17 protein-coding genes are annotated in these 18,996 nt (G+C 72.8%); 10 read left to right on the top strand and 7 right to left on the bottom strand.

What is annotated here, in order from left to right:
• Positions 1-9: 9 nt before the first annotated feature.
• Both ACVCAG_RS12000 and ACVCAG_RS11995 read right to left on the bottom strand, forming a co-directional pair.
• Entirely contained in the window at positions 10-723 is a 714-nt protein-coding gene (locus tag ACVCAG_RS12000; protein ID WP_440083415.1) for a methyltransferase domain-containing protein, read from the bottom strand.
• Between the two features lie 23 nt (positions 724-746).
• Entirely contained in the window at positions 747-1,526 is a 780-nt protein-coding gene (locus ACVCAG_RS11995) for a cyclase family protein (RefSeq protein WP_440083414.1), read from the bottom strand.
• 167 nt (positions 1,527-1,693) lie between these two features.
• On the opposite strand from ACVCAG_RS11995, the gene ACVCAG_RS11990 reads away from it, so the two are divergent.
• The 9 genes from ACVCAG_RS11990 to ACVCAG_RS11950 all read left to right on the top strand — a co-directional run bounded on the left by ACVCAG_RS11990 (position 1,694) and on the right by ACVCAG_RS11950 (position 9,755).
• Positions 1,694-2,152, top strand: a complete 459-nt coding sequence (locus ACVCAG_RS11990; RefSeq protein WP_440083413.1) for a nuclear transport factor 2 family protein — start codon at positions 1,694-1,696, stop codon at positions 2,150-2,152.
• Between the two features lie 211 nt (positions 2,153-2,363).
• Entirely contained in the window at positions 2,364-3,149 is a 786-nt protein-coding gene (locus ACVCAG_RS11985) for an SDR family oxidoreductase (protein WP_440083412.1), read from the top strand.
• A gap of 19 nt (positions 3,150-3,168) precedes the next feature.
• Entirely contained in the window at positions 3,169-3,372 is a 204-nt protein-coding gene (locus ACVCAG_RS11980; RefSeq protein WP_440083411.1) for a hypothetical protein, read from the top strand.
• 20 nt (positions 3,373-3,392) lie between these two features.
• Complete coding sequence (locus tag ACVCAG_RS11975; protein ID WP_440083409.1) at positions 3,393-4,541, top strand: nucleotide disphospho-sugar-binding domain-containing protein; 1,149 nt, start codon at positions 3,393-3,395, stop codon at positions 4,539-4,541.
• Positions 4,542-4,593: 52 nt separating this feature from the next.
• The gene (locus tag ACVCAG_RS11970) at positions 4,594-5,382 is read left to right on the top strand and encodes a phytanoyl-CoA dioxygenase family protein (protein ID WP_440083408.1); all 789 of its coding nucleotides are present in this window, start codon (positions 4,594-4,596) and stop codon (positions 5,380-5,382) included.
• A 31-nt stretch (positions 5,383-5,413) separates the two neighbouring features.
• Entirely contained in the window at positions 5,414-6,715 is a 1,302-nt protein-coding gene (locus ACVCAG_RS11965; RefSeq protein ID WP_447189831.1) for an activator-dependent family glycosyltransferase, read from the top strand.
• Between the two features lie 13 nt (positions 6,716-6,728).
• The gene (locus ACVCAG_RS11960) at positions 6,729-7,883 is read left to right on the top strand and encodes an SRPBCC family protein (RefSeq protein ID WP_440083406.1); all 1,155 of its coding nucleotides are present in this window, start codon (positions 6,729-6,731) and stop codon (positions 7,881-7,883) included.
• A gap of 46 nt (positions 7,884-7,929) precedes the next feature.
• Complete coding sequence (gene rfbB, locus ACVCAG_RS11955) at positions 7,930-8,949, top strand: dTDP-glucose 4,6-dehydratase (RefSeq protein WP_447189830.1); 1,020 nt, start codon at positions 7,930-7,932, stop codon at positions 8,947-8,949.
• A complete protein-coding gene (locus tag ACVCAG_RS11950; protein ID WP_440083404.1) occupies positions 8,946-9,755 on the top strand; it encodes a methyltransferase domain-containing protein in 810 nt (269 codons plus the stop codon). The genes rfbB and ACVCAG_RS11950 overlap by 4 nt, the downstream gene beginning before the upstream one ends.
• Positions 9,756-9,811: 56 nt before the next feature.
• Here ACVCAG_RS11950 and ACVCAG_RS11945 read toward each other — a convergent pair whose 3' ends face one another.
• The 4 genes from ACVCAG_RS11945 to ACVCAG_RS11930 all read right to left on the bottom strand — a co-directional run bounded on the left by ACVCAG_RS11945 (position 9,812) and on the right by ACVCAG_RS11930 (position 14,908).
• Positions 9,812-11,077: a methyltransferase domain-containing protein gene (locus ACVCAG_RS11945; RefSeq protein ID WP_440083403.1), complete on the bottom strand. Its 1,266-nt coding sequence runs from the start codon at positions 11,075-11,077 to the stop codon at positions 9,812-9,814.
• 71 nt (positions 11,078-11,148) lie between these two features.
• Positions 11,149-12,426, bottom strand: coding sequence for a cytochrome P450 family protein (locus ACVCAG_RS11940; RefSeq protein ID WP_447189829.1), 1,278 nt, complete (start codon positions 12,424-12,426; stop codon positions 11,149-11,151).
• A 46-nt stretch (positions 12,427-12,472) separates the two neighbouring features.
• Positions 12,473-13,951 (bottom strand): NDP-hexose 2,3-dehydratase family protein, encoded by a 1,479-nt coding sequence (locus ACVCAG_RS11935; RefSeq protein ID WP_440083400.1) that lies wholly within the window; start codon positions 13,949-13,951, stop codon positions 12,473-12,475.
• Positions 13,952-13,987: 36 nt separating this feature from the next.
• Positions 13,988-14,908, bottom strand: a complete 921-nt coding sequence (locus ACVCAG_RS11930) for an NAD-dependent epimerase/dehydratase family protein (RefSeq protein WP_440083399.1) — start codon at positions 14,906-14,908, stop codon at positions 13,988-13,990.
• Positions 14,909-15,393: 485 nt separating this feature from the next.
• Here ACVCAG_RS11930 and ACVCAG_RS11925 point away from each other — a divergent pair, with 485 nt between their 5' ends.
• Positions 15,394-16,614, top strand: coding sequence for a nucleotide disphospho-sugar-binding domain-containing protein (locus ACVCAG_RS11925; protein WP_440083398.1), 1,221 nt, complete (start codon positions 15,394-15,396; stop codon positions 16,612-16,614).
• A gap of 157 nt (positions 16,615-16,771) precedes the next feature.
• Here the strand turns inward: ACVCAG_RS11925 and ACVCAG_RS11920 are convergent, their stop codons facing one another.
• Positions 16,772-18,949: a BTAD domain-containing putative transcriptional regulator gene (locus ACVCAG_RS11920; RefSeq protein ID WP_447189828.1), complete on the bottom strand. Its 2,178-nt coding sequence runs from the start codon at positions 18,947-18,949 to the stop codon at positions 16,772-16,774.
• Positions 18,950-18,996 lie beyond the last annotated feature (47 nt).

Below are 18,996 nucleotides of genomic sequence, written 5' to 3'. Positions count from 1 at the left end.
CCGCCGGCGTCACCGCTTGCGGCCGACGAAGACCCCGCGCTCGGTCCAGCCGACCTGGACGTACTCCGCCGGGCACCCCGCGTCGGCGAACGCCGCCAGATACTCCTCCAGGGTGAACAGCGTCAGCAGGTCGACCTCGGTGAAGGCTCTGACCCCGGCGGAGTCCCCCACGAGGAAGCGCACCTCCATGCGCGTGGTGCGCCCGTGCCGGGTCGAGTGCGAGACGCGGGCGACCGTCATGCTCTCCGTACGGGCCAGGTCGCCCGCGACGTAGTCGTCGATGAACCGGTCGGGGAACCACCAGGGCTCGACCACGAGCACCCCGCCCGGTTCGAGGTGGCCGGCCATCGACCGTACGGCGGCGCGCATGTCCGCCTCGGTGCTCAGGTACCCGATGGCGGTGAACATGCACACCACCGCGTCGAAGGTGCGGCCGAGGTCGAAGTCCCGCATGTCCCCGGCGTGCAACGGCACACCGGGGAGCCGCTTCACGGCCAGGTCCAGCATCGGCCGTGCCAGCTCCAGGCCCTCGGTGTGCGCGAACAACCCGCCGAACGCCTCCAGGTGGGCGCCGGTCCCGCAGGCCACGTCGAGCAGGGAGTCCGCGCCGGGAAAGCGCGCCCTGATCAGCCCGCCGGTCTCCTCGGCCTCCTCGGTCCAGCTCTTTCCCCGGCTCCCATAGATGACCTCGTAGACTTCCGCAAGCTCGTGGCCGAACATCATGCCTCCTTAACAGCCGGGTGGGGTCAGTCGTCGAGCACGGCGACCGCGCGCGCCCAGCCGGCGCCCGCCCCGGCGATCTTCACGGGAAAACACGCCACGCGGAAGCCGTGGGACGCCGGCAGGGCGCCGAGGTTGGCGAGGCGCTCGATCTGGCAGTACTCCCGGTCGCGTCCCGCGAAGTGGGCCGGCCACAGGACCGAGCGGTCCCCGGTGGCCCGGTACCTGGCGATGACGTCCCCGAACGGGGCGTCCAGGCTGAACGCGTCCGTACCGATCACGCGCACCCCCAGATCCAGCAGGAAGTGCACGGCGGAGCCGTCGAGCCCGGCGAAGTCCGTGAAGTACCGCGGGGTGCCGGCGTGCCGCTGCGCTCCGGTGTGCAGCAGCACGATGTCCAGCGGGCGGGGCGTGTAGCCGATGCGCTCGAGCTCCTTGCGCACCCGGTCCGCGCCGACGGCTCCGGTGGCCGCGTCGGTGAGGTCGAGCACCACGCCAGGGTTGAAGAACCACTCCAGCGGCATCCGGTCGATGTGCCGGGGCACGCCGTCGCCGTAGGAGGCGCGCGAGCCGTAGTGCGAGGGCGCGTCGACGTGGGTGCCCGTGTGGGTGGTGAGGGTCATCCGGTCGAGCGAGAGGAACTCCCCGTCCGGCAGCTCGTCCGGGTCGAAGTCGACGCCGAAGTGCTCGCGCATCTCCTCGCTCATGTGGACGGCCCCCTCGCGCGGGGTGAGGACCTCGTGGACCAGCGGATCGGGTTCGTAGGAGGAGGAGTCCACCGGTGAGGACAGGTCGATGAGCCGCATGTACGCCTCCGGGAGAACGCCACTGAACGCGTCGATCGTCGCCGCGGGCGCCCGCGAACGCCTGGAGCCTCGCTCGAACCCGCTCTCGTACCGCGCGCTCCAGCGGCTCTCCGGACGGGTCGCCCAGCATCGGGGCCCTGCCCCTGGGGCCGAACGGAGGAGGAACCATGTCCGTACAGACCGGCAGCCCGCCACTCGCCGCCCTCTACGCCGAAGTGCAGCAGTTCTACGCCAGGCACATGCACCTGCTCGACGCCGGAGCCGCGCGGGAGTGGGCGGAGACCTTCACCGAGGACGGCGTCTTCGCCCCGCCCTCGGCGCCGGAGCCGATCCGGGGCCGGGAGAACCTCGCCGCCGGGGTGCGCGCGGCGGCGGCGGGCCTGGCCGACGCCGGTGAGGTGCACCGTCACCTGCTCAGCATGGTGGCGGTGGAGCCGCTGGACGGCGACGCGCTGCGGGTGCGCAGCTACGCGCAGATCATCGCCACGCCTCGGGGCGGCGCGCCCCGGCTGCACCTGATGTGCGTGTGCGAGGACCTCCTCGTCCGCGAGGACGGCGAGCTTCGCGTCCGCGAGCGCCACGTCACCCGCGACGACCGCCCGGACCTGCGGACGGGCACGGCGTGACCGGCCACGGGCCGCCGCAGGACACCGCGGATGACACTGCGGATGACACTGCGGATGACACTGCGGATGACACTGCGGGTGACGCGGCGGGTGACGCGGCGGATGACACCGCGGGTGACGCGGCGGATGACACCGCGGGTGACGCGGCGGGTGACGCGGCGCCCACCGAGAGTCGATCCGGGTTCGAGCAGCGGTTCCTACGGTGCCGGGCATGACGACGTCAAACGACGACCGAGACGACAGAGACGACCGGGTGTCCCGCGCCGTGATCGTGACCGGGGGCGGCACCGGGATCGGCAGGGCCACGGCGCACGCGTTCGCCGAACAAGGCGCGGGAGTCCTCGTGGTCGGGCGCACCGAGTCCACCCTCGTCGAGACGGCCAAGGACCATGACCTGATCCGGGTGCTGGCGGCCGACCTCACCGACCCCGCCACCCCCGAGCTCGTCGTGGACACGGCGCTGCGCGAGTTCGGCCGGATCGACGTGCTGGTGAACAACGCCGCCGCGCTCGGGTACCGGCCGCTCGCCCAAGTGGACCGCGAGCTCGTCGACGCCCAGATCGGCACCAACCTCATCGCCCCGATCCTCCTCGTCCGGGCCGCGCTCGACGCGCTGGAGGCGAGCGGCGGCACCGTGGTGAACATCGGCACGGCCGGCTCCTTCGGGACACGCGCCTGGCCGGACAACGGCGTGTACGGCGCGGCCAAGGCCGCGCTCGACTTCCTCACCCGGACCTGGGGCGTCGAGCTGGCCCCCCGGGGCATCCGGGTGGTGGGCGTCGCCCCCGGCGTGATCGACACGCGGTCCGGCCCCCGGATGGGGCTGACCGAGGACGGCTACGAGGACTTCCTCCGGCAGATCGGCACGCGCACCCCGCTGGGCCGGGTCGGCGACCCCGCCGAGGTCGCGTGGTGGATCGTCCAGCTGACCCGTCGTGAGGCCGGTTACGCGACGGGCGTGGTGCTGCCGATCGACGGCGGGCTGTCCCTCACCTGACCCGCCGGCGGGAGGCGGAATGCATACGACCCAGAACCGATGGGCGGACCGCCGGCAGCGGTTCACCCGCTTCTGCCTGGCGCGTCTCGCCGCGGCGCCCCTCACCGCGACGCCCTTCCTCACGGCCGGCAGGGCCGTGCGGGCCCTGGCGCTCCGCGAGTCCGGCCACGTCCCGCCCGGTACGGCCGGCCCGCACGGGACCGCCGGCCGACCCCGCAAGTAGAAACCATCGCTGGAGGAACCATGCGTGTACTGTTCGTCGCCTCTCCCGGCCTCGGGCACCTCTTCCCCACGGTGCCCCTGGCGCAGGCCGTCCGCGCCGCCGGGCACGAGGTCCGCTACGCCACCGGCGGCCTGAGCGTCGCGGCGTCCGAGGCGGGGTTCGGCGTGTTCGACGTCACGCCCGGCCTCGACTACGCGCCGATCTTCATCTCGGAGGGCGGCGGCGACGGTCCCCAGCCGGTCCACGCCGACGATCCCGAGGACGAGATGCTCGCCCGCCTCTTCGCCCGGGTGTCGGCGGTGATGGTGGACGGCGTCGTCGAGGCCGCGCGGTCGTGGTCGCCGGACCTGATCTTCTCGCCGCCGCTTCAGGGCGCCGGCCCGCTCGCCGCCGCCGCGCTCGGCCTGCCGTACGTGGACATGCCCGTCGGCCTGTACGACGCGCGGGAGGACCTCCCGGCGATGGTGCGCGAGGCCATGCGCGAGCAGTACGAACGGCACGACGTCACCGGCGAGCCGGTCGCGGCCGCCCGGATCAGCACGTGCCCGCCGAGCTTCGCGAGGCTGCTCCCGCGGGAGCGGTCGTCGGCCGGCGCCTGGCCGATGCGCCACGTGTCCTACAACGGCGGATCGGTGCTCCCGGACTGGCTTCTTCGCCGGCCGGAGCGCCCCAGGATCGCGGTGACCCTCGGCACCATCGAGGCCCAGTGGGGCGGCATCGCCGTGCTCGCGCCGCTGATGGCCGCGGCCGGTGATGTGGACGCCGAGTTCGTGCTCACCCTCGGCGGCGGCGACGTGTCGCTGCTCGGTCCGCTGCCGGACAACGTCCGGGTGGTGGAGTGGGCGCCGCTCGACGCGCTGCTGGAGACCTGCGCGGCCGTGATCCACCACGGCGGGAGCGGGACGTCGATGACCGCGATCCAGGCGGGGATTCCGCAGTGCGTGCTCCCCCAGGGGTCCTACCAGCACAGCGACGTCGACGTGATCGCGCAGCGCGGGATCGGCATCCTGGCCGACGCCGCGTCGCTGGGGGCCGAGGAGTGCCACACGCTGCTGAAGGACGAGTCCATGCGGGACGCGGCGCTGCGGGCGCGCGACGAACTGCGGTCCATGCCGGCGCCGGCCGAGCTGGTCCCCCGGCTCGCCGAGCTGGCCGGGCGGCCGCGATGACCTCCGCGATGACCTCGAAGCCCGCGGAACAGCGAGAGGAAGGAGCACCGGCATGACGGCCCAGGCCGAACTGAGCACACCGGAGTCCCTGACCGGCGACATCGTCCGGTTCTACCGCGAGCAGGGATACGTGCACGTCCCCAGGGTGCTGTCCCAGGACGAGGTCGGGGCGTTCCTGGCGGCGTCGGAGGAGCTGCTCCGCCGCGAGACGCCCACGATCTGGGGCGAGTCGGAGGAGGACTGCCAGGTGCACTACATCGAGGAGGCGTGGCTCAAGAGCGAGACGCTGCGCGGCCTGGCGCTGCATCCGCGCGTCACCGGGATGGCCAGGCGGCTCGCCGGCGGGCCGCTGCGCCTGTACAGCAGCGACGTACTGGTGAAGAAACCCCGCGAGGCGCTGCCCACGATGATCCACGACGACGAGGCGGGACTGCCGCTGTCCAACATGTCGCGGACGCTGACCGCCTGGATCGCGCTGGTCGACGTGCCGGTGGAACGGGGCTGCCTGTGTTACGTGCCCGGCTCCCACCTGCGCGGGGACGCCGACCGCCAGATCCACATGGAGAGCTTCGCCGACCACCGTCCGATGGAGGAGATCTGGCCGGAGTTCCCGTGGCGGCCGAGGGTGTCGGTGCCCATCCGCGCCGGCGACGTCGTCTTCCACCACTTCCGCACGGTGCACATGGCCGGGGCCAACACCACGGACCTGCCGAGGATGGCCAACGGCGTCATCTACGCGGACGAGGACGTCGCCTACCGGCCGGGCGTCCAGGACCAGTACCTCACCCACCTCCGGCCGGGGCAGCGGCTGGAGGGCGAGAAGTTCCCGTCCATCGGGTGAGCGCAGAGGCCGGTCGGGAGGAGCAGCCCGGATGAGAGTCATGTTCGCCTCGCTCGAAGGCAGCCACTTCCAGCTCATGGTGCCGATGGCCTGGGCGCTGCGCACCGCGGGACACGAGGTCAGGGTGGCCTGCAAGCGGGACCTGGCCGACGCCGTCACCCAGGCCGGCCTGACGGCGGTGCCGGTCGAGTGCCCTCCCTGGCAGGAGGGACTCGGCCGGTTCCACACGGCGGCCATCGCCCGCTGCAACGAGCTCGACACCACCGAGCTGGAACAGGAGCGGCCGTCGTGGGAGACGCTGCTCGCCTACGAGAGTCTCGTGGTCCCCGCCCTGTGGTCGCGGCTCAACCGGGACGAGATGATCGACGGCCTGGTGGAGTACGCCCGGTTCTGGCGGCCGGACCTGGTGCTGTGGGAGAGCTTCTGCATGGCGGGGCCGGTGGCGGCGCTGGCCTCGGGCGCGGCGCACGCGCGGCTGGTGTCCGGCCCGGACATGGCTCTGCAGATGGGGGTGCGCAGGGAGTTCGTCCGGCGGTCGGCCGAGCTGCCGCCGGAGAACCGCGAGGACCCCACGGCCGAATGGATCGACTCGACCCTGGAGCGGATCGGCTGCGACCGCCGCTTCGACGAGACGATGCTGACCGGCCAGTGGATCATCGACAGCCGGCCGGCGAGCATGCGCGAGGACCTGGGGCTCACCACCGTGCCCGTGCGATACGTGCCCTACAACGGGCGATGCGTCGTGCCCGCCTGGCTGCGGGAGCCACCCGCCCGCCCCCGCGTGTGCCTCACCCTCGGCACCAGCATTGACAGCGACTACGCGCTGTTCGACCTGGACACCATGCTCAACGCCCTGATGGGGACGCTGGCGGAGATGGACGTGGAGGTGGTGGCGGCCATCGCCCCGACGCAGCGGGCACTGCTGAGGGAGGTGCCGGGCAATGTGCGGGTCGTGGACTTCGTCCCGATCGACGACCTGCTGCCCACCTGCGCGGCGGTCGTCCACCACGGCGGCTACCAGACGAAGGCCACGGCGGAACTGCACGCTGTCCCGCAGGTGATCGTCACCGGCTGGGAGTGGGTCAGCGAGGGGATGGGCCGGGACTACGAGAGGCAGGGCACGCTCCTGGCCGTCTCCCTCAGGGAGTTCAGCGCCGAGCTGTTCCGCGAGCGGCTGGAGCGGGTGCTGGGCGACCCCTCGTTCGCCGAGAACTCCCGGCGGGTCAGGGACGAGCTCCTCGCGATGAGGACGCCGAACGACATCGTACCGACGATCGAGGAACTGACCGCCGGGCACCTGGCCAGCGCGCCGGGTACCGGCCCGCGGTCCTGACGAAGGGAATCCCATGGTGAGCGAGGACCGGCCCGGTGCCGGCGGACGGGCGACCACGGAGACCGAGGAGATCCTCCAGGAGCTGGGCCGCTACGCGGACGACGCGCGGGCGATCAGCCTGCCGCCCCGGGCGTACACCTCTCCAGAGTTCTACGAACTGGAGTGCTCGCGGGTGTTCGGCCGCAGCTGGGTGCTGGTGGGGCACGCCGGCGAGCTGGCGGCGGCGGGCGACTACGTCGCGCTCACGGTCGCGGGCGAGCCCGTCGTCGTGACCCGGGGCGCCGACGGCTCGCTGCACGCGATGTCGCCGATCTGCCGGCACCGGAACATGCCGCTGGTGGAGCCGGGCGCGGGCCGTACCGACGCCTTCACCTGCCGGTACCACCTGTGGCGGTACGGGCTGGACGGGCGGCTGCTCGGCGCGACGTTCATGCGGGGCAACAGGGCGTTCGACCCGGCGTCCTGCCGGTTGCCGGGGTTCGGGGTGGAACAGTGGCGCGGGTTCGTGTTCGTGAACCTCGACCCGGACGCCGAACCGCTGGCCCCGCACCTGGACCGCTTCGAGCGCGAGACGGCCTGCTACCCGCTCGGCGACATGGTCCAGGTCGCCTCCTGGCAGGAGGAGTGGCAGGTCAACTGGAAGCTCGCCGTCGAGAACGCGCACGAGAACTACCACGTCATGGGCCTGCACCCGAACACGGTCGCGCTGATCACCCCGCCCGGCGGCGACATGGACGTGCGGGTCGACTCGCCGTGGGCGACGCGCCTGCGCAGCCCTTTCAGGGAGCCCGCGGAGCCCGGGGTGCTGCCGCTCGGCGACGAGCAGCGGGCGTTCATGGACAACTACTGCGTCTTCCCCTCCGGCAGCGTCGCGACCTTCGCCGACTCGATCGTCTGGATCAGCTTCATCCCGCTGTCGATCGACCGTACCCAGGTGCGCGGCGGCGTCCTTCTGCCACCGGCCCTGCTGGAGGGCGCCGATCTCGAGACGCTCCGCAAGGAACAGGAGGCGAGCGCGGCCGTGGTCAACACCGAGGACCGCGACGGGCTGGAGGCGGTCCAGCGCACGATCGGCTCCCGGTTCGCGAACCGGGGCCACCTCAGCCCCAAGGAGCCCGGCGTCCTCGCCTTCTACCGCGGCCTGGCCCGGGCCCTGCGGTCCGGATGAGCGCGCCGCGCGTTCCCGGCGGTCGTCTCCTGGAGGAAGGAACCGGTTGAAACTCCTCGTCACCGGCGCGGCCGGCTTCATCGGCTCCGCCTACGCGCGCATGCTGACGGACTCGCGGGGGCCGAACGCCCCGCACGTCACCGTGCTGGACAAGCTCACCTACGCGGGCGACCTGAGCAACCTCGGCGACCTCGTCGAGGGGCACCCCCGGCTGCGGTTCGTCCGGGGCGACATCTGCGACGCCGAGCTCGTCGGCAAGCTGATGACCGAGACCGACCAGGTGGTGCACTTCGCCGCCGAGTCGCACGTGGACCGGTCGATCGCCGGGGCCGGCGACTTCGTGCGCACGAACGTGGTGGGCACCCAGACGCTGCTGGACGCGGCGCTGCGGCACGGCGTGAGACGGTTCGTGCACGTCTCCACCGACGAGGTCTACGGCTCCGTCGAGCACGGCTCCTGGACGGAGGACAGCCCGCTCGACCCGAGGTCGCCGTACTCGGCCTCGAAGGCCGCCGCCGACCTGCTGGTCCTGTCCTACCACCACACCCACGGCCTGGACGTGCGGATCACCCGGGCGTCCAACACCTACGGCCCGCGCCAGTTCCCCGAGAAGGTGATCCCGCTGTTCGTCACCAACCTTCTCGACGGCGAGCGGGTGCCGCTCTACGGCGACGGGCGCAACGTCCGCGAGTGGCTGCACGTGGAGGACCACTGCCGGGGAGTGGACCTGGCGCGCACCGCGGGCCGCCCCGGCGAGGTGTACAACCTCGGCGGCGGCGTCGAGCTGACCAACCGCGAGCTCACCGAACGCCTGCTGGCCGCCTTCGGGGCCGACTGGAGCAGGGTCCGGCCCGTGCCGGACCGCAAGGGCCACGATCTGCGCTACTCCCTCGACTCCGGCAAGGCCCGCACCGAGCTCGGCTACCGCCCGCGGCACGACTTCGCGCGCGGCCTCGCCGACACGGTCGCCTGGTACCGCGCGAACCGCGACTGGTGGGAGCCGCTCAAACACCGCCGCGCCGGGCCCGGCGCGAACCCTACCCGCGATGAGAGAGAGACGAGATGACCTCCACCCCCGCACCCCAGCAGCAGGACGTCGCCGACTTCTACCAGCAGTCCACCCGTTTCCTGGCCGAGCTGACGGGCGGCAGCCTGCACTTCGGCTACTGGGACTCGCCCTCCGACGAGTCCACGATGGAACGGGCCTCGCGGCGGCTCACCGAGCTGATGATCGAGAAGATCGCGGTGAAACCGGGCGACCGGGTGCTCGACATCGGCTGCGGCACCGGCGGGCCCGCGGTCCAGCTCGCCGCGGAGACGGGCGCGGAGGTGGTGGGCGTCACCATCAGTCAGGTCCAGGTGGAGCAGGCGACGGCCCTCGCGGAGTCCTCGGGGCTGGGCGGCCAGGTGACCTTCCGGCTCGCCGACGCCATGGAACTGCCGTTTCCCGCCGGCTCCTTCGACGCCGTGTGGTTCTTCGAGTCCATCTTCCACATGCCCGACCGGCTCCAGCCCCTCCGGCAGGCGGCGGCCGCGCTACGGCCCGGCGGCCGGCTGGCGCTCACCGACGTGCTCACCTCCCCCGCCCACGACGTGCCGGACAAGCCGTTCGCGTCGCTGTTCGGCGAACCGATCCAGCTCGCCGACTACCCGCCGCTGCTGAACCGGGCCGGGTTCACCCCGGTCGAGGCGGCCGACATCACCGAGCAGTCCGTCGGCCGCACGCTCGACCGCATCGCGGGGAAGATCTCCGAGGACCGGGCACGTCTCGTCGAACGGTTCGGCGCCGAGCTGGTGGACCAGGTCGAGGGCACGGTGCCGATGCTGAGGTCGGCACGGCTCGGCTACGCCATCGTCACCGCCACCCGCTGACGTCCCGCCGCGCTCACGCGGGTACGGCCCCTGACGGGCCGTACCCGCGTTTCGCGTCACAACGAGTCGGCCGAGGTGATCACGGGCTTGGGAATCGGCCGGATGAACCTGCCCCCGTTGTCGAGGAAGGCCGACTCCTTGCGAAGGATCTCGTCGGAGTAGTTCCAGGCCAGCAGCAGGTAGTAGTCCGGGACGTTGGCCTTCGCGAACTCCGGCGAGCGGACCGGGACATGCGTCCCCGGCAGCACCTTGCCCTGCTTCAGCTCCGTCGTGTCACTGCAGAACTCCAGTTCCTCCGAGCCGAGCCCGCACACGTTGAGGATCGTGTTCCCCTTGGCCGAGGCGCCGTATCCCGCGATCCGCTTGCCCTCGGTCGCGAGCCGCCGCACGAGCGCGGGCAGCTCGTCCCTGACCCGGTCGACGTTGAGTGCGAAGTCCCGGTAGACCGCGTCGCTGTGCAGTTCGGCCCGCGTCTCCAGGCGGAGCAGTTCCCCGACCGAGGGACGCGTCGCCCACGGGCCGTCGTCGTGCCCGACGAAGACCAGGATCGAGCCGCCGTGCACCGGTAGCCGCTCGACGTCGAAGACCCGCATCCCGTGCCGGGCGAAGAGCGAGACGAGGGTGCCCACGCTGAAGTACGACAGGTGCTCGTGGTAGATCGTGTCGAAGGCGTTCTGCTCGAAGAGGTCGAGCGCGTAGGGCACCTCGACGGCGAAGACCCCCTCGGGCGGGAGCAGTTCGCGCACGCCCCTGACCACCCCGGCCACGTTGTCGATGTGGGCGAAGACGTGACGCGCCACGATCAGCCGCGCCTGGCCGTACCCCTTCGCGATCGACCGCGCGGTCTCGGCGGAGAAGAAGTCCGGCAGGGTCTCGATGCCCCGGCCGGTGGCCACCTGGGTGAGGTTGCGCGCCGGGTCCACGCCGAGCGTGCGCATGCCGGCGTCCCGGAACGCCACGAGCTGCGCGCCCGTGTTGCTGCCGACCTCCACCACCAGGCTCTCCTCCGGCAGCGCGAAGCGTTCCACGCAGGTGTCGGCGACGTACGTCATGTGCCGGGTGATGATGTCGGAGTCGGAGGTGACATAGGGGTAGTCGCGGTAGAGGACCTCCGGGTCGACGATGTGGGTCACGCTCAGCAGCCGGCAGGACCGGCACGAGATGACGCCCAGCGGGAAGTACGGCTCGTCGTCGTACGAGTCGGCGGGGTCCAGGAAGCCGTTGGCCAGGGGGACGAGCCCGAAGGAGACCACCTCCTGCCAGTCCGTTCCCCCGCAGACCCGGCACTCCACGACCTCTCGCACGCTGCCACTGGTATCCATGTCTGGCTCCTCTCTCGATGACGATGAAAGCCGCGCCCGCCCCGGAGGTCAGCCGGAGGATCTCCGTGGCCTCATCCGGTACGGACCGGCGACCGCAGCACCGCCGCGGTGGCCGGGGACCTCAGACGGCGAAGCACGTCGCCGGCACGGCGGACGTCCGGCAGGCCGGCCACCACGGCGGAGACGGCGGCGGCCGCCTGGGCCCGCACGAACGGGGCGACGACGGCGGCGGGCGAGCCCGCGGGCAGGGTCAGGTGCCGCACGGGCCGCCGCGTGAGGTCGAAGCGGTCCGCCCCGGCGTACGCCTCGGGATCGCGGTTCGCCGCCTCGGCCACCACGACAACCTCCTGACCGGCCTCGATCCGCCGCCCGGCGATCTCGACGTCCTGGTGGGCGTACCGGCGGTGCAGCCGGATCGGGGGCGCGTACCGCAGCGTCTCCTCGATCGCGGCGGGAGCGAGGCCGGGGTCCTCGCGCAGCAGCCGCAGCTGCTGCGGATGGTCGAGCAGCGCCGCGACCGCCTCGCAGACGAGGTTGGCGGCGGTGTCGGTGCCGACGGCCGCGAGCAGCACGCGGACGGCGAGGGCGTCGGCCGGGCGGTCGTCCAGGTCGGCCGACGCGCCCGGCGGCCCGTCGGCCGGGCGTTCCCCCGGAGACGGTCGCGCCGGCGGGATCGTCTCGCCGAGCAGCTCGCGCAGCCCGGCGAGCGCCGCGAGCAGCTCGCGGGCGGTGGCGAGGCGCGGCGGGCAGAAGGTCGCGTCCAGCGTGCCCGCCGCTCCGGCGCAGAGGGCGGCGAAACGGCCGCGCAGCGCCGGGGGCAGGCCCAGCAGGTCACCGAGCACGGTGACCGCGGCGTCGCGGGCGAATCCGGTCATCAGGTCGAACCCGCCGGTCGGCCGCCGTACCCGGGCCCGGTGGAGGTCCGCGATCTCGCGGCGGCGCCCTTCCAGCGCGTCGGCGATCATGGGACCGGCCCGGCGCGCCAGCCGGTCGTACTCGGCCCGGTCCAGGGTCACGAAGGCGTCCTCCAGCGGCAGGACCCGCCCGAGGGCGGGAACGTCCCACGGCGCCTCCTCCTCCGCGGTCCTGGCGCCGGGGTGGCGGGGGCTCAGCCGCGGGTCGGCGAGGATCGCCGCGCCCGGCTCGTAGGAGGCGGTCACCCAGACCCGCGCGAGGCTGAGGGAGACGGGGCCGCGCTCCCGGATCCGCCGGCCGAGCTCCCCCGGGTCGTCGCCGGCCGCCCGCAGCAACCGGGCGTACGGGTCGTCCATGGACTCCGGCAGCCACTGAACGCCGCGAAGTGCCAGCAGGTCCTCGCTCAGCCGGCGGGCCGGCGCTGTCTGCACCATGCGCCTCACGCTAGGAGGGGGCGCTATAGCCCGCCTCGATTCCCCCTCACCCGGGATCGGGCCCGGCGGAGAGGCTGTGCAGGCAGGCGATCAGGCTGCGCGCCTGGATGTTGACGTAGTGGCTGTGCCGCAGCAGTTCGCCGAGCTGGTGCACGGTCAGCCAGCGGTGGTCCGGCGGCTGGGCGTGCACGTCGAGGTCGGTCTCGATGATGAGGTAGCGGTTGCGGGCGTGGTAGAAGCGCCCGCCCTCCTCCGACAGGACGGCGTCGTACCTGATCTGACCGGGCCGGGCCCGCTCCACCTCACCGATCCAGCGCGGGCGGGCCGAGCGGGGCAGGACCTCGTAGTTGTCGGGCGTGCACTGCACGGTGGGCGCGAGCTCGACCACGTCCACGTAGCCGGCCTCCACGCGGGCGTGCACGAGCACGTGCAGCACCCCGTCGATGCGCCTGACCAGGAACGCCACGACGCCCATGCCGTGCGGCTCGATCATCGGCTGCGACCACCGGCTCACCTCGCGCCCGCTCGCCTCGACGCGGACGCCGATCACGTCGAAGAACCGGCCGCTCTCGTGCGAGATCCGCCCGTCCACCCTGCGCCACCCGGGCAGGGCGTTGAGCGGGACGGTGCCGGTCCGCACGTCGGTACGGCTGCGCAGGTCGGTGATCCAGCTCAGCACGTCGTCCATCGACCACAGTGCCGGCGCGCCGGGGTCGCAGGACCTGACGAGTGCGGAGCGGAAGCCGTCCGGGCCCGGCCGCAGCACTGCGGCCAGGCCGGGGTGGGCGACCGGCAGGCAGGACAGCACGGTCCGGGCGTCCATGTTGACCAGGTCGTCGACGGCGAGCAGCCGGTGGAGCTGGCCGACGGTCAGCCAGCAGAAGCCGTCGAGGAGCTCGACGTCCTCGGTGACCTCGACCACCATGTTCCGGTTGCGCTTGCGGTGGAAGGCCGACCCCTGCTCGGACTGGCGCACGTCGGTGATCAGCCGGTGCCGTCCGGCGTCCTGGAAGTACTCCAGATAGGGAATCGGCCTGCCCTGGTGCACCCTGGTGTAGTTGCTGCGGGTCGCCTGGACGGTGGGCGACAGCTGGGGGCCGTCGCAGTTGCCCGGCTCCACCTTGGCCTGCATCAGGCAGTGCAGCACCCCGTCGAACTCCTTGACGAGGATGCCGAGGATGCCGACCTCCGGCTGGTTGATGATGGGCTGCCGCCAGTCCGGCACCGGGCCGTCCTGGATGCGCACGTCGAGCCCTTCGATGGTGAAGAACCCGCCGCTGCGGTGGCCGATGTTCCCGGTCACCGGGTCGCTGCTCCAGCCTTCGACCGCTTCGAGCGGGACCCGCTCGGCCCGCGTATAGGTACGGAGCCCGAGGTCGGCGAACCAGCGGCGGAAGCTCGCGAGGTCCATGACCCGCCCGTCCCGGCACATCGCCGACTCGGCGATCCGCAGGGCCGTCTCACCTCCCCGCCCGGTCGGCGGGGCCGCCGGCACGGCCAAGGAACGCGGGAAAAGATCCGTCATGAGAACTCTCCTGGATAGCCGCCGGGGACGGGGACGTCAGCGAGCGGCCGCCTCCCACATGTCCCGCACAGATTCGTCGAGGCCGATTCGGGGGGCCCAGCCCAGCAGTTCTCCGGCGAGGCGGATGTCGGCCATGGTCCAGCCGTCTCCGCGCGACCCCACCGGCTCCCCGCGCTCTTGGAGGACCTCCGGCGGGAGTCCCGCCGCGGCGACGAGGCGCGCCACCATCTCGCGGATCGCGACCGCCACGCCGCGGCCCACGTTGACGACCCGCCCGCAGGCGGGCGCGCCGGCGGCCCTGACCACCGCGTCCGCGAGGTCGCGCACGTCGAGGAAGTCCCGCCGATCGTCGCCGATGCGAAGCTCCAGCTTCCGTGACGGCGGCAGCGCGCGCAGCCCGGCCAGGACGGAGCCGAGGAAGCTCGCCGTGGTGACGTGCGGGCCGCACACGTTGACGGCCCGCAGCACGACCCCGTCCACCCGGCCCAGGCGCGCGGCGCGCAGGATCGCCTCGGAACCGGCCAGCTTGGTCCGGGCGTACGGGGTGAGCGGGCGGGGGCTGATCTCCTCGTGGATGGGCTCGCCGCGCGGCACCGGGCCGTACTCGTGTATGGAGCCGACCTGGACGAGGCGCGGCGGTGAGGTCATGCCGGCCAGGCCCGCCAGAAGGTTCTCCACCAGGGTCACGTGGTGGAACGTGTTCGCCTCCTCGGTGGCGAGCCACCCCCCGGTCGCGTTGACCACGACGTCCGCGCGCAGCCGGACCAGGGTCCGCGCCAGTTCGGCGGGCACCGCCGTGGCGACGTCCAGCGGCACGAAGCGGTGAGCGGCCGCGCGCGACGTGCGGTGCCTGGCGACCGCGACGACCTCGTGTCCCGCGGCCGAGAACGCCTCACAGACGGCGCCGCCGACGAAGCCGGTGGCGCCAAGGACCACGGCCACTCGCGATTCGCCCACAACGGCTCCTCCGTGTCCTCTCGTGGTCCTCTCGTGGCGCCGGCGGCTCCCCGATCCCTCCGCGTCCACCCGCGCGCCTTCTGAAGGCGAGGCTCCCACCCGCCGCTCGCGGTGCGCTTGACGCCCGCGGGGCGGCCGCCTGGCCGGGACGATCGGCAGTCGAGCGGCGCGCGACCCGCCCAGTCATCGTTGAGCCCGATCCGAGACGCGCCGGACATGCTCGACCCGAACCGGCTCGCCACCGGACGCCGGAGGAGCCGGGTCACCGCGAGCGCCCGCGACGGCCCGAACCGGGTACCGCCCGGCGCCGCGCGACCGGGGCGCACGTCCGCCGCGCCGCCGCCTTCGAGGAGACGTCTTCGCGGAAACGCGCGCCGCCTTCGAGGAGGGCCGGCGGGAAGGACGGATCGCCCGGAACGGGCGTGGTGGTACGGGACGCCCCCGAAGGCGACCGGCGCCCGATCGCCCAGACCGGAGGAGTTCTTATGCGTGTGTTGTTCACGGTGTCCTCGTGGCCGACCCACTACTCGGCGATGGTGCCGCTCGGGTGGGCGCTACAGGCCGCGGGACACGAGGCCCGCGTGCTGTGCACGCCCTCCCAGGCCCGCCCGGTCGGCGAGGCCGGGCTGCACCCCGCCCCCGTACTGAACGGCATGGACGTGGTCACCCGGTTGCGGCTCCAGTACTACGCGGAGGCCGTGGAGGGTGTGTGGCCCTATCCGTGGTTGCCGCTGCACCCGCTGACCGGGGAACAGCTCGGCGACCTCGGCGACTTCGACGTCGACGGCTTCCGGGAGAACGTCGCGCCGGAGCTCTCCGCGAGGACCGCTCGAAGCTTCGACGCGGCCGTCGAGTACGCCCGCGCCTGGCGTCCGCACGTCGTGCTCCACGATCCGGCCAGCCTCGAGGGGCTGCTGGCCGGCCGGGTGATCGGCGTGCCGTCCGCGCTGTGCCTGTGGGGGCCGGTCGGCACGCACGAGGCGGAGCACATGCGCATCGTGCCGACCGACCACAGCGGCTCGTTCCCCCGGTACGGCCTGGGCGAAATGAGCCTCGACATGATCGAGAACGTGGTGGATCCCTGCCCGGCCTCCCTGGCCCCGCCCACCTCGGCGCGGCGCCTTCCGGTGCGGTACGTGCCCTACAACGGCAACCGGCCGGCCCCCACCTGGCTGCTCCAGCCCGCGGACCGGCCGCGCGTCTGCGTCACCTGGTCCACGGCGCTGTCCACCGTCTCGGGACCGAACTCCTACCTGCTGCCCAAAGTGATCCACGCCCTGAGGGACCTGGACTGCGACGTGATCGTCACCGCGACGCCCGCGGACGTGGCCGCGCTCGGCGCGGTGCCGGTGTCGACGCGCGTCGTGGAACACGTGCCCCTGCGGCTGCTGCTGTCCGGATGCGACGCCGTCGTGCACCACGGTGGGAGCGGGAGCACGCTGACCGCCCTGCACGCCGGGATACCGCAGTTCGTCGCGACCTTCGCCGCCGAGCAGACCGTCACGGGCGAGCGCCTGGCCGCCTCCGGCTCCGCCCGGCACCTGCTCGGGCACCTCGCCGACCGCAACGCCATCCGCGCCGCGGTGGGCGAGCTCCTGTCCGACGGCTCCTACCGCGCCGCCGCGACCGCGCTCCGTGAGGAGATCATGGCCCGTCCCACTCCGGCCCGGCTGGTGGAGTCACTGGAGGAGCTGGCCGCCGTCTGAGGGCGCGGGAGCCCGGCTCCGTCACCGCCGGGCGACCGATCGCGGAAGATCTCATCGTGCCTCCTTCGCCGCCGTCCGGCATCCGCGCTCAATCCGGGGAGCGACGGCGCAGGACCCCTTGAAGGGTGCTGGAGGCCCGCTGAAGCCGGTCCCCGCACTACTCGCCGACGCTCATCAGCCTTCTGCGGCCGGCGGCCGCGGGCTTTCCCGGCCCGGCGGCGGGGCACAGCCGGCCGGGGTGGGATCCGGGGTCCAGCGCCATGGTCAGGCGCTCCCGGGCGTAGCTCAGGATCAGCTGGGGGAAACGGTAGCGGATCTCGCCGTCCTCGTACTGCGTCACCGTGATCAGCCGGTGCTCGACCAGGCCTTCGAGGGCGGCGCGGATGTCGGCGGCGTCCCAGCCGAGCAGTTCGGCCGCCTCGTGCGCGGTGAATCTCGGAGTGGGCAACATGCTGAGCAGGCGGAAGACGGCCTGCTCCTGCCTGCCCAGCCCGACGTAGCTGGAGTCGAACCTGGCTCGAAGGTCGAGGTCACCGACCCGCAGGAGGTCGAGGGTGGGCTGCGGCCCGGACAGCCGCTCGACCATGTCGGTGATCGAGACGCCGGGTGTCATCGCCAGACGGCTGCCGATGCACCGCAGGGCGAGGGGCAACCGGCCGCCCAGTTCCACCAGCCGGTCCGCCGCCGCCGGCGCCCGGTCCAGCCGCGCGCGGCCGACCACCCGCCCGAGCATCTCGACGCCTTCGGCGCGGTCCATGACGTCGAGGTCGGCGTCCCAGCTCCCGGCCAGCCCGTGGAGCCTGCGCCGCCCGGTGACGACGGCGGCGCACCGCGGATCGCCCGGGATCAGGGGCCGCACGTCCGCCGGGGACGCGGCGTCGTCCAGGACCACGAGGAGCCGCCGTCCGGCCGTCACCGAACGGAACAGCGTGCTGCGCTCCTCCAGCCCGCCGGGGATGAGCGCCTCCGGGACGCCCAGCGCAAGGAGGAACCCGGCGAGCACCTCCGCCGGGTCGCGGGACCGTTCGGCCGAGCCGCGAAGCTCCGCGTAGAGCTGTCCGTCCGGAAACCGGTCGCGCAGCCGGTGCGCGAGGTGGATCGCCAGCGCCGTCTTGCCCACCCCCGGCATGCCGCTGATCGCCACGATCAGGGTGGCGGTCCGCTCCCTTGCGGAGGACGCCGGACCCGAGAGGATCTCCTTGACGATCTCCGCGCGCCCGGTGAAGTCCGCGATGTCGGCGGGAAGCTGGGCCGGGGGTCCCAGCGGCGGAACGAGGGCGGCGATCGGCCCCGCGTCGACCCCGGGGGCGGCGGGGGCGGCGGGGATGGCGATGGCCGAGGCGGGCAGGGCGGGGGTGCCGGTCGCGTCGACCGCGACGGCCTCCGGCTCGGTCTCGTGCGCGGAACGCGAAGCCTGGTGGGCGGGACGCGGGTTCTCGTACACGGGACGCGCGGTTTCGTGGGCGGGCTTGGGCGAGCGGTCCGCCGCCGGGGTCTCGGGCCGGCCGGGCCCGCCGTGGGCGGGGAGGGGCGTGGGGTCCGCCGGGGGGCCGGGGGTGATCGTGAGCCGGCCCTGGTCGCCCGGGTCGCCGAGCGGGGCGTCGGCCAGCAGCGCCTGGTGCAGTTCGCGCAGCTCCCTGCCCGGATCCAGGCCCAGGTTCTCGATCATGTTCTCTCGCAGGACGCGGTAGACCTCCAGCGCCTCGTGGCGGCGTCCCGAGCGGTGCAGGGCGACCATCAGGGACGCGTGCAGGTGCTCGTGCAGCGGATAGGCGAGCACCAGCGACTTGAGCTCGCTGACCAGCTCGCGATGGCGGCCGAGCTGGAGGTCGGTCTCGATGCGGAGTTCCAGGGTGCGCGTCCTCAGCTCCTCCAGGCGGGTCACGTAGGACGACAGCAGCCCGCCCTGCACGACGTCGACCAGCGCCTGGCCGCGCCACATGGCGAGGGCCCGGCGCAGGGTCGTGGCCGCGGCGGTGACGTCGCCGCCCTCCAGCGCCGCCTGGCCCAGGGCGGCGTCCCGCTCAAAGCGGTGGAGGTCGATCGAGCCGTCGGGGACCTCGAGGACGTATCCGCCCGGCCGGGTCCTCAGGATCTCCTCCGTGCCGGGCTCGGTCAGGATCTTCCGCAGTTTGTAAACGTACGTCTGGAGCGTCGTCATGGCGCTCATGGGCGGGCTTTCTTCCCAGAGCTCGTCGATAAGCTCGTCGGTGCGCACCATCGTATTCCTGCGAAGAAGCAGGAGCGAGATGACCTGACGCGGTTTGGACGCCGTCGGTAAGACGTTGTTACCGTTGCAGAGTATTTCCACAGGACCGAGCACCCGAAAATCCATTGAGCCCCCAAGCTGAACCGTCGGCGCAGAACTCATTGAAGCTAACT

It is taken from the genome of Streptosporangium sp. G12 (genome assembly GCF_052983175.1).
Note: the sequence above shows the minus strand (reverse complement) of the source record. Positions and strands in the feature narration are given on the sequence as shown.

Bases quoted from the DNA above. Each gene is read 5' to 3' on its own strand.
- ACVCAG_RS11965 (WP_447189831.1), top strand. From the start codon at position 5,414: ATGAGAGTCATGTTCGCCTCGCTCGAAGGCAGCCACTTCCAGCTCATG.
- ACVCAG_RS11940 (WP_447189829.1), bottom strand. From the start codon at position 12,426: ATGGTGCAGACAGCGCCGGCCCGCCGGCTGAGCGAGGACCTGCTGGCA.
- ACVCAG_RS11975 (WP_440083409.1), top strand. From the start codon at position 3,393: ATGCGTGTACTGTTCGTCGCCTCTCCCGGCCTCGGGCACCTCTTCCCC.
- ACVCAG_RS12000 (WP_440083415.1), bottom strand. From the start codon at position 723: ATGATGTTCGGCCACGAGCTTGCGGAAGTCTACGAGGTCATCTATGGG.
- ACVCAG_RS11995 (WP_440083414.1), bottom strand. From the start codon at position 1,526: ATGCGGCTCATCGACCTGTCCTCACCGGTGGACTCCTCCTCCTACGAA.
- ACVCAG_RS11920 (WP_447189828.1), bottom strand. From the start codon at position 18,949: ATGGATTTTCGGGTGCTCGGTCCTGTGGAAATACTCTGCAACGGTAAC.
- ACVCAG_RS11950 (WP_440083404.1), top strand. From the start codon at position 8,946: ATGACCTCCACCCCCGCACCCCAGCAGCAGGACGTCGCCGACTTCTAC.
- ACVCAG_RS11980 (WP_440083411.1), top strand. From the start codon at position 3,169: ATGCATACGACCCAGAACCGATGGGCGGACCGCCGGCAGCGGTTCACC.
- ACVCAG_RS11970 (WP_440083408.1), top strand. From the start codon at position 4,594: ATGACGGCCCAGGCCGAACTGAGCACACCGGAGTCCCTGACCGGCGAC.
- ACVCAG_RS11925 (WP_440083398.1), top strand. From the start codon at position 15,394: ATGCGTGTGTTGTTCACGGTGTCCTCGTGGCCGACCCACTACTCGGCG.
- ACVCAG_RS11935 (WP_440083400.1), bottom strand. From the start codon at position 13,951: ATGACGGATCTTTTCCCGCGTTCCTTGGCCGTGCCGGCGGCCCCGCCG.
- ACVCAG_RS11960 (WP_440083406.1), top strand. From the start codon at position 6,729: ATGGTGAGCGAGGACCGGCCCGGTGCCGGCGGACGGGCGACCACGGAG.
- ACVCAG_RS11990 (WP_440083413.1), top strand. From the start codon at position 1,694: ATGTCCGTACAGACCGGCAGCCCGCCACTCGCCGCCCTCTACGCCGAA.
- ACVCAG_RS11945 (WP_440083403.1), bottom strand. From the start codon at position 11,077: ATGGATACCAGTGGCAGCGTGCGAGAGGTCGTGGAGTGCCGGGTCTGC.
- ACVCAG_RS11985 (WP_440083412.1), top strand. From the start codon at position 2,364: ATGACGACGTCAAACGACGACCGAGACGACAGAGACGACCGGGTGTCC.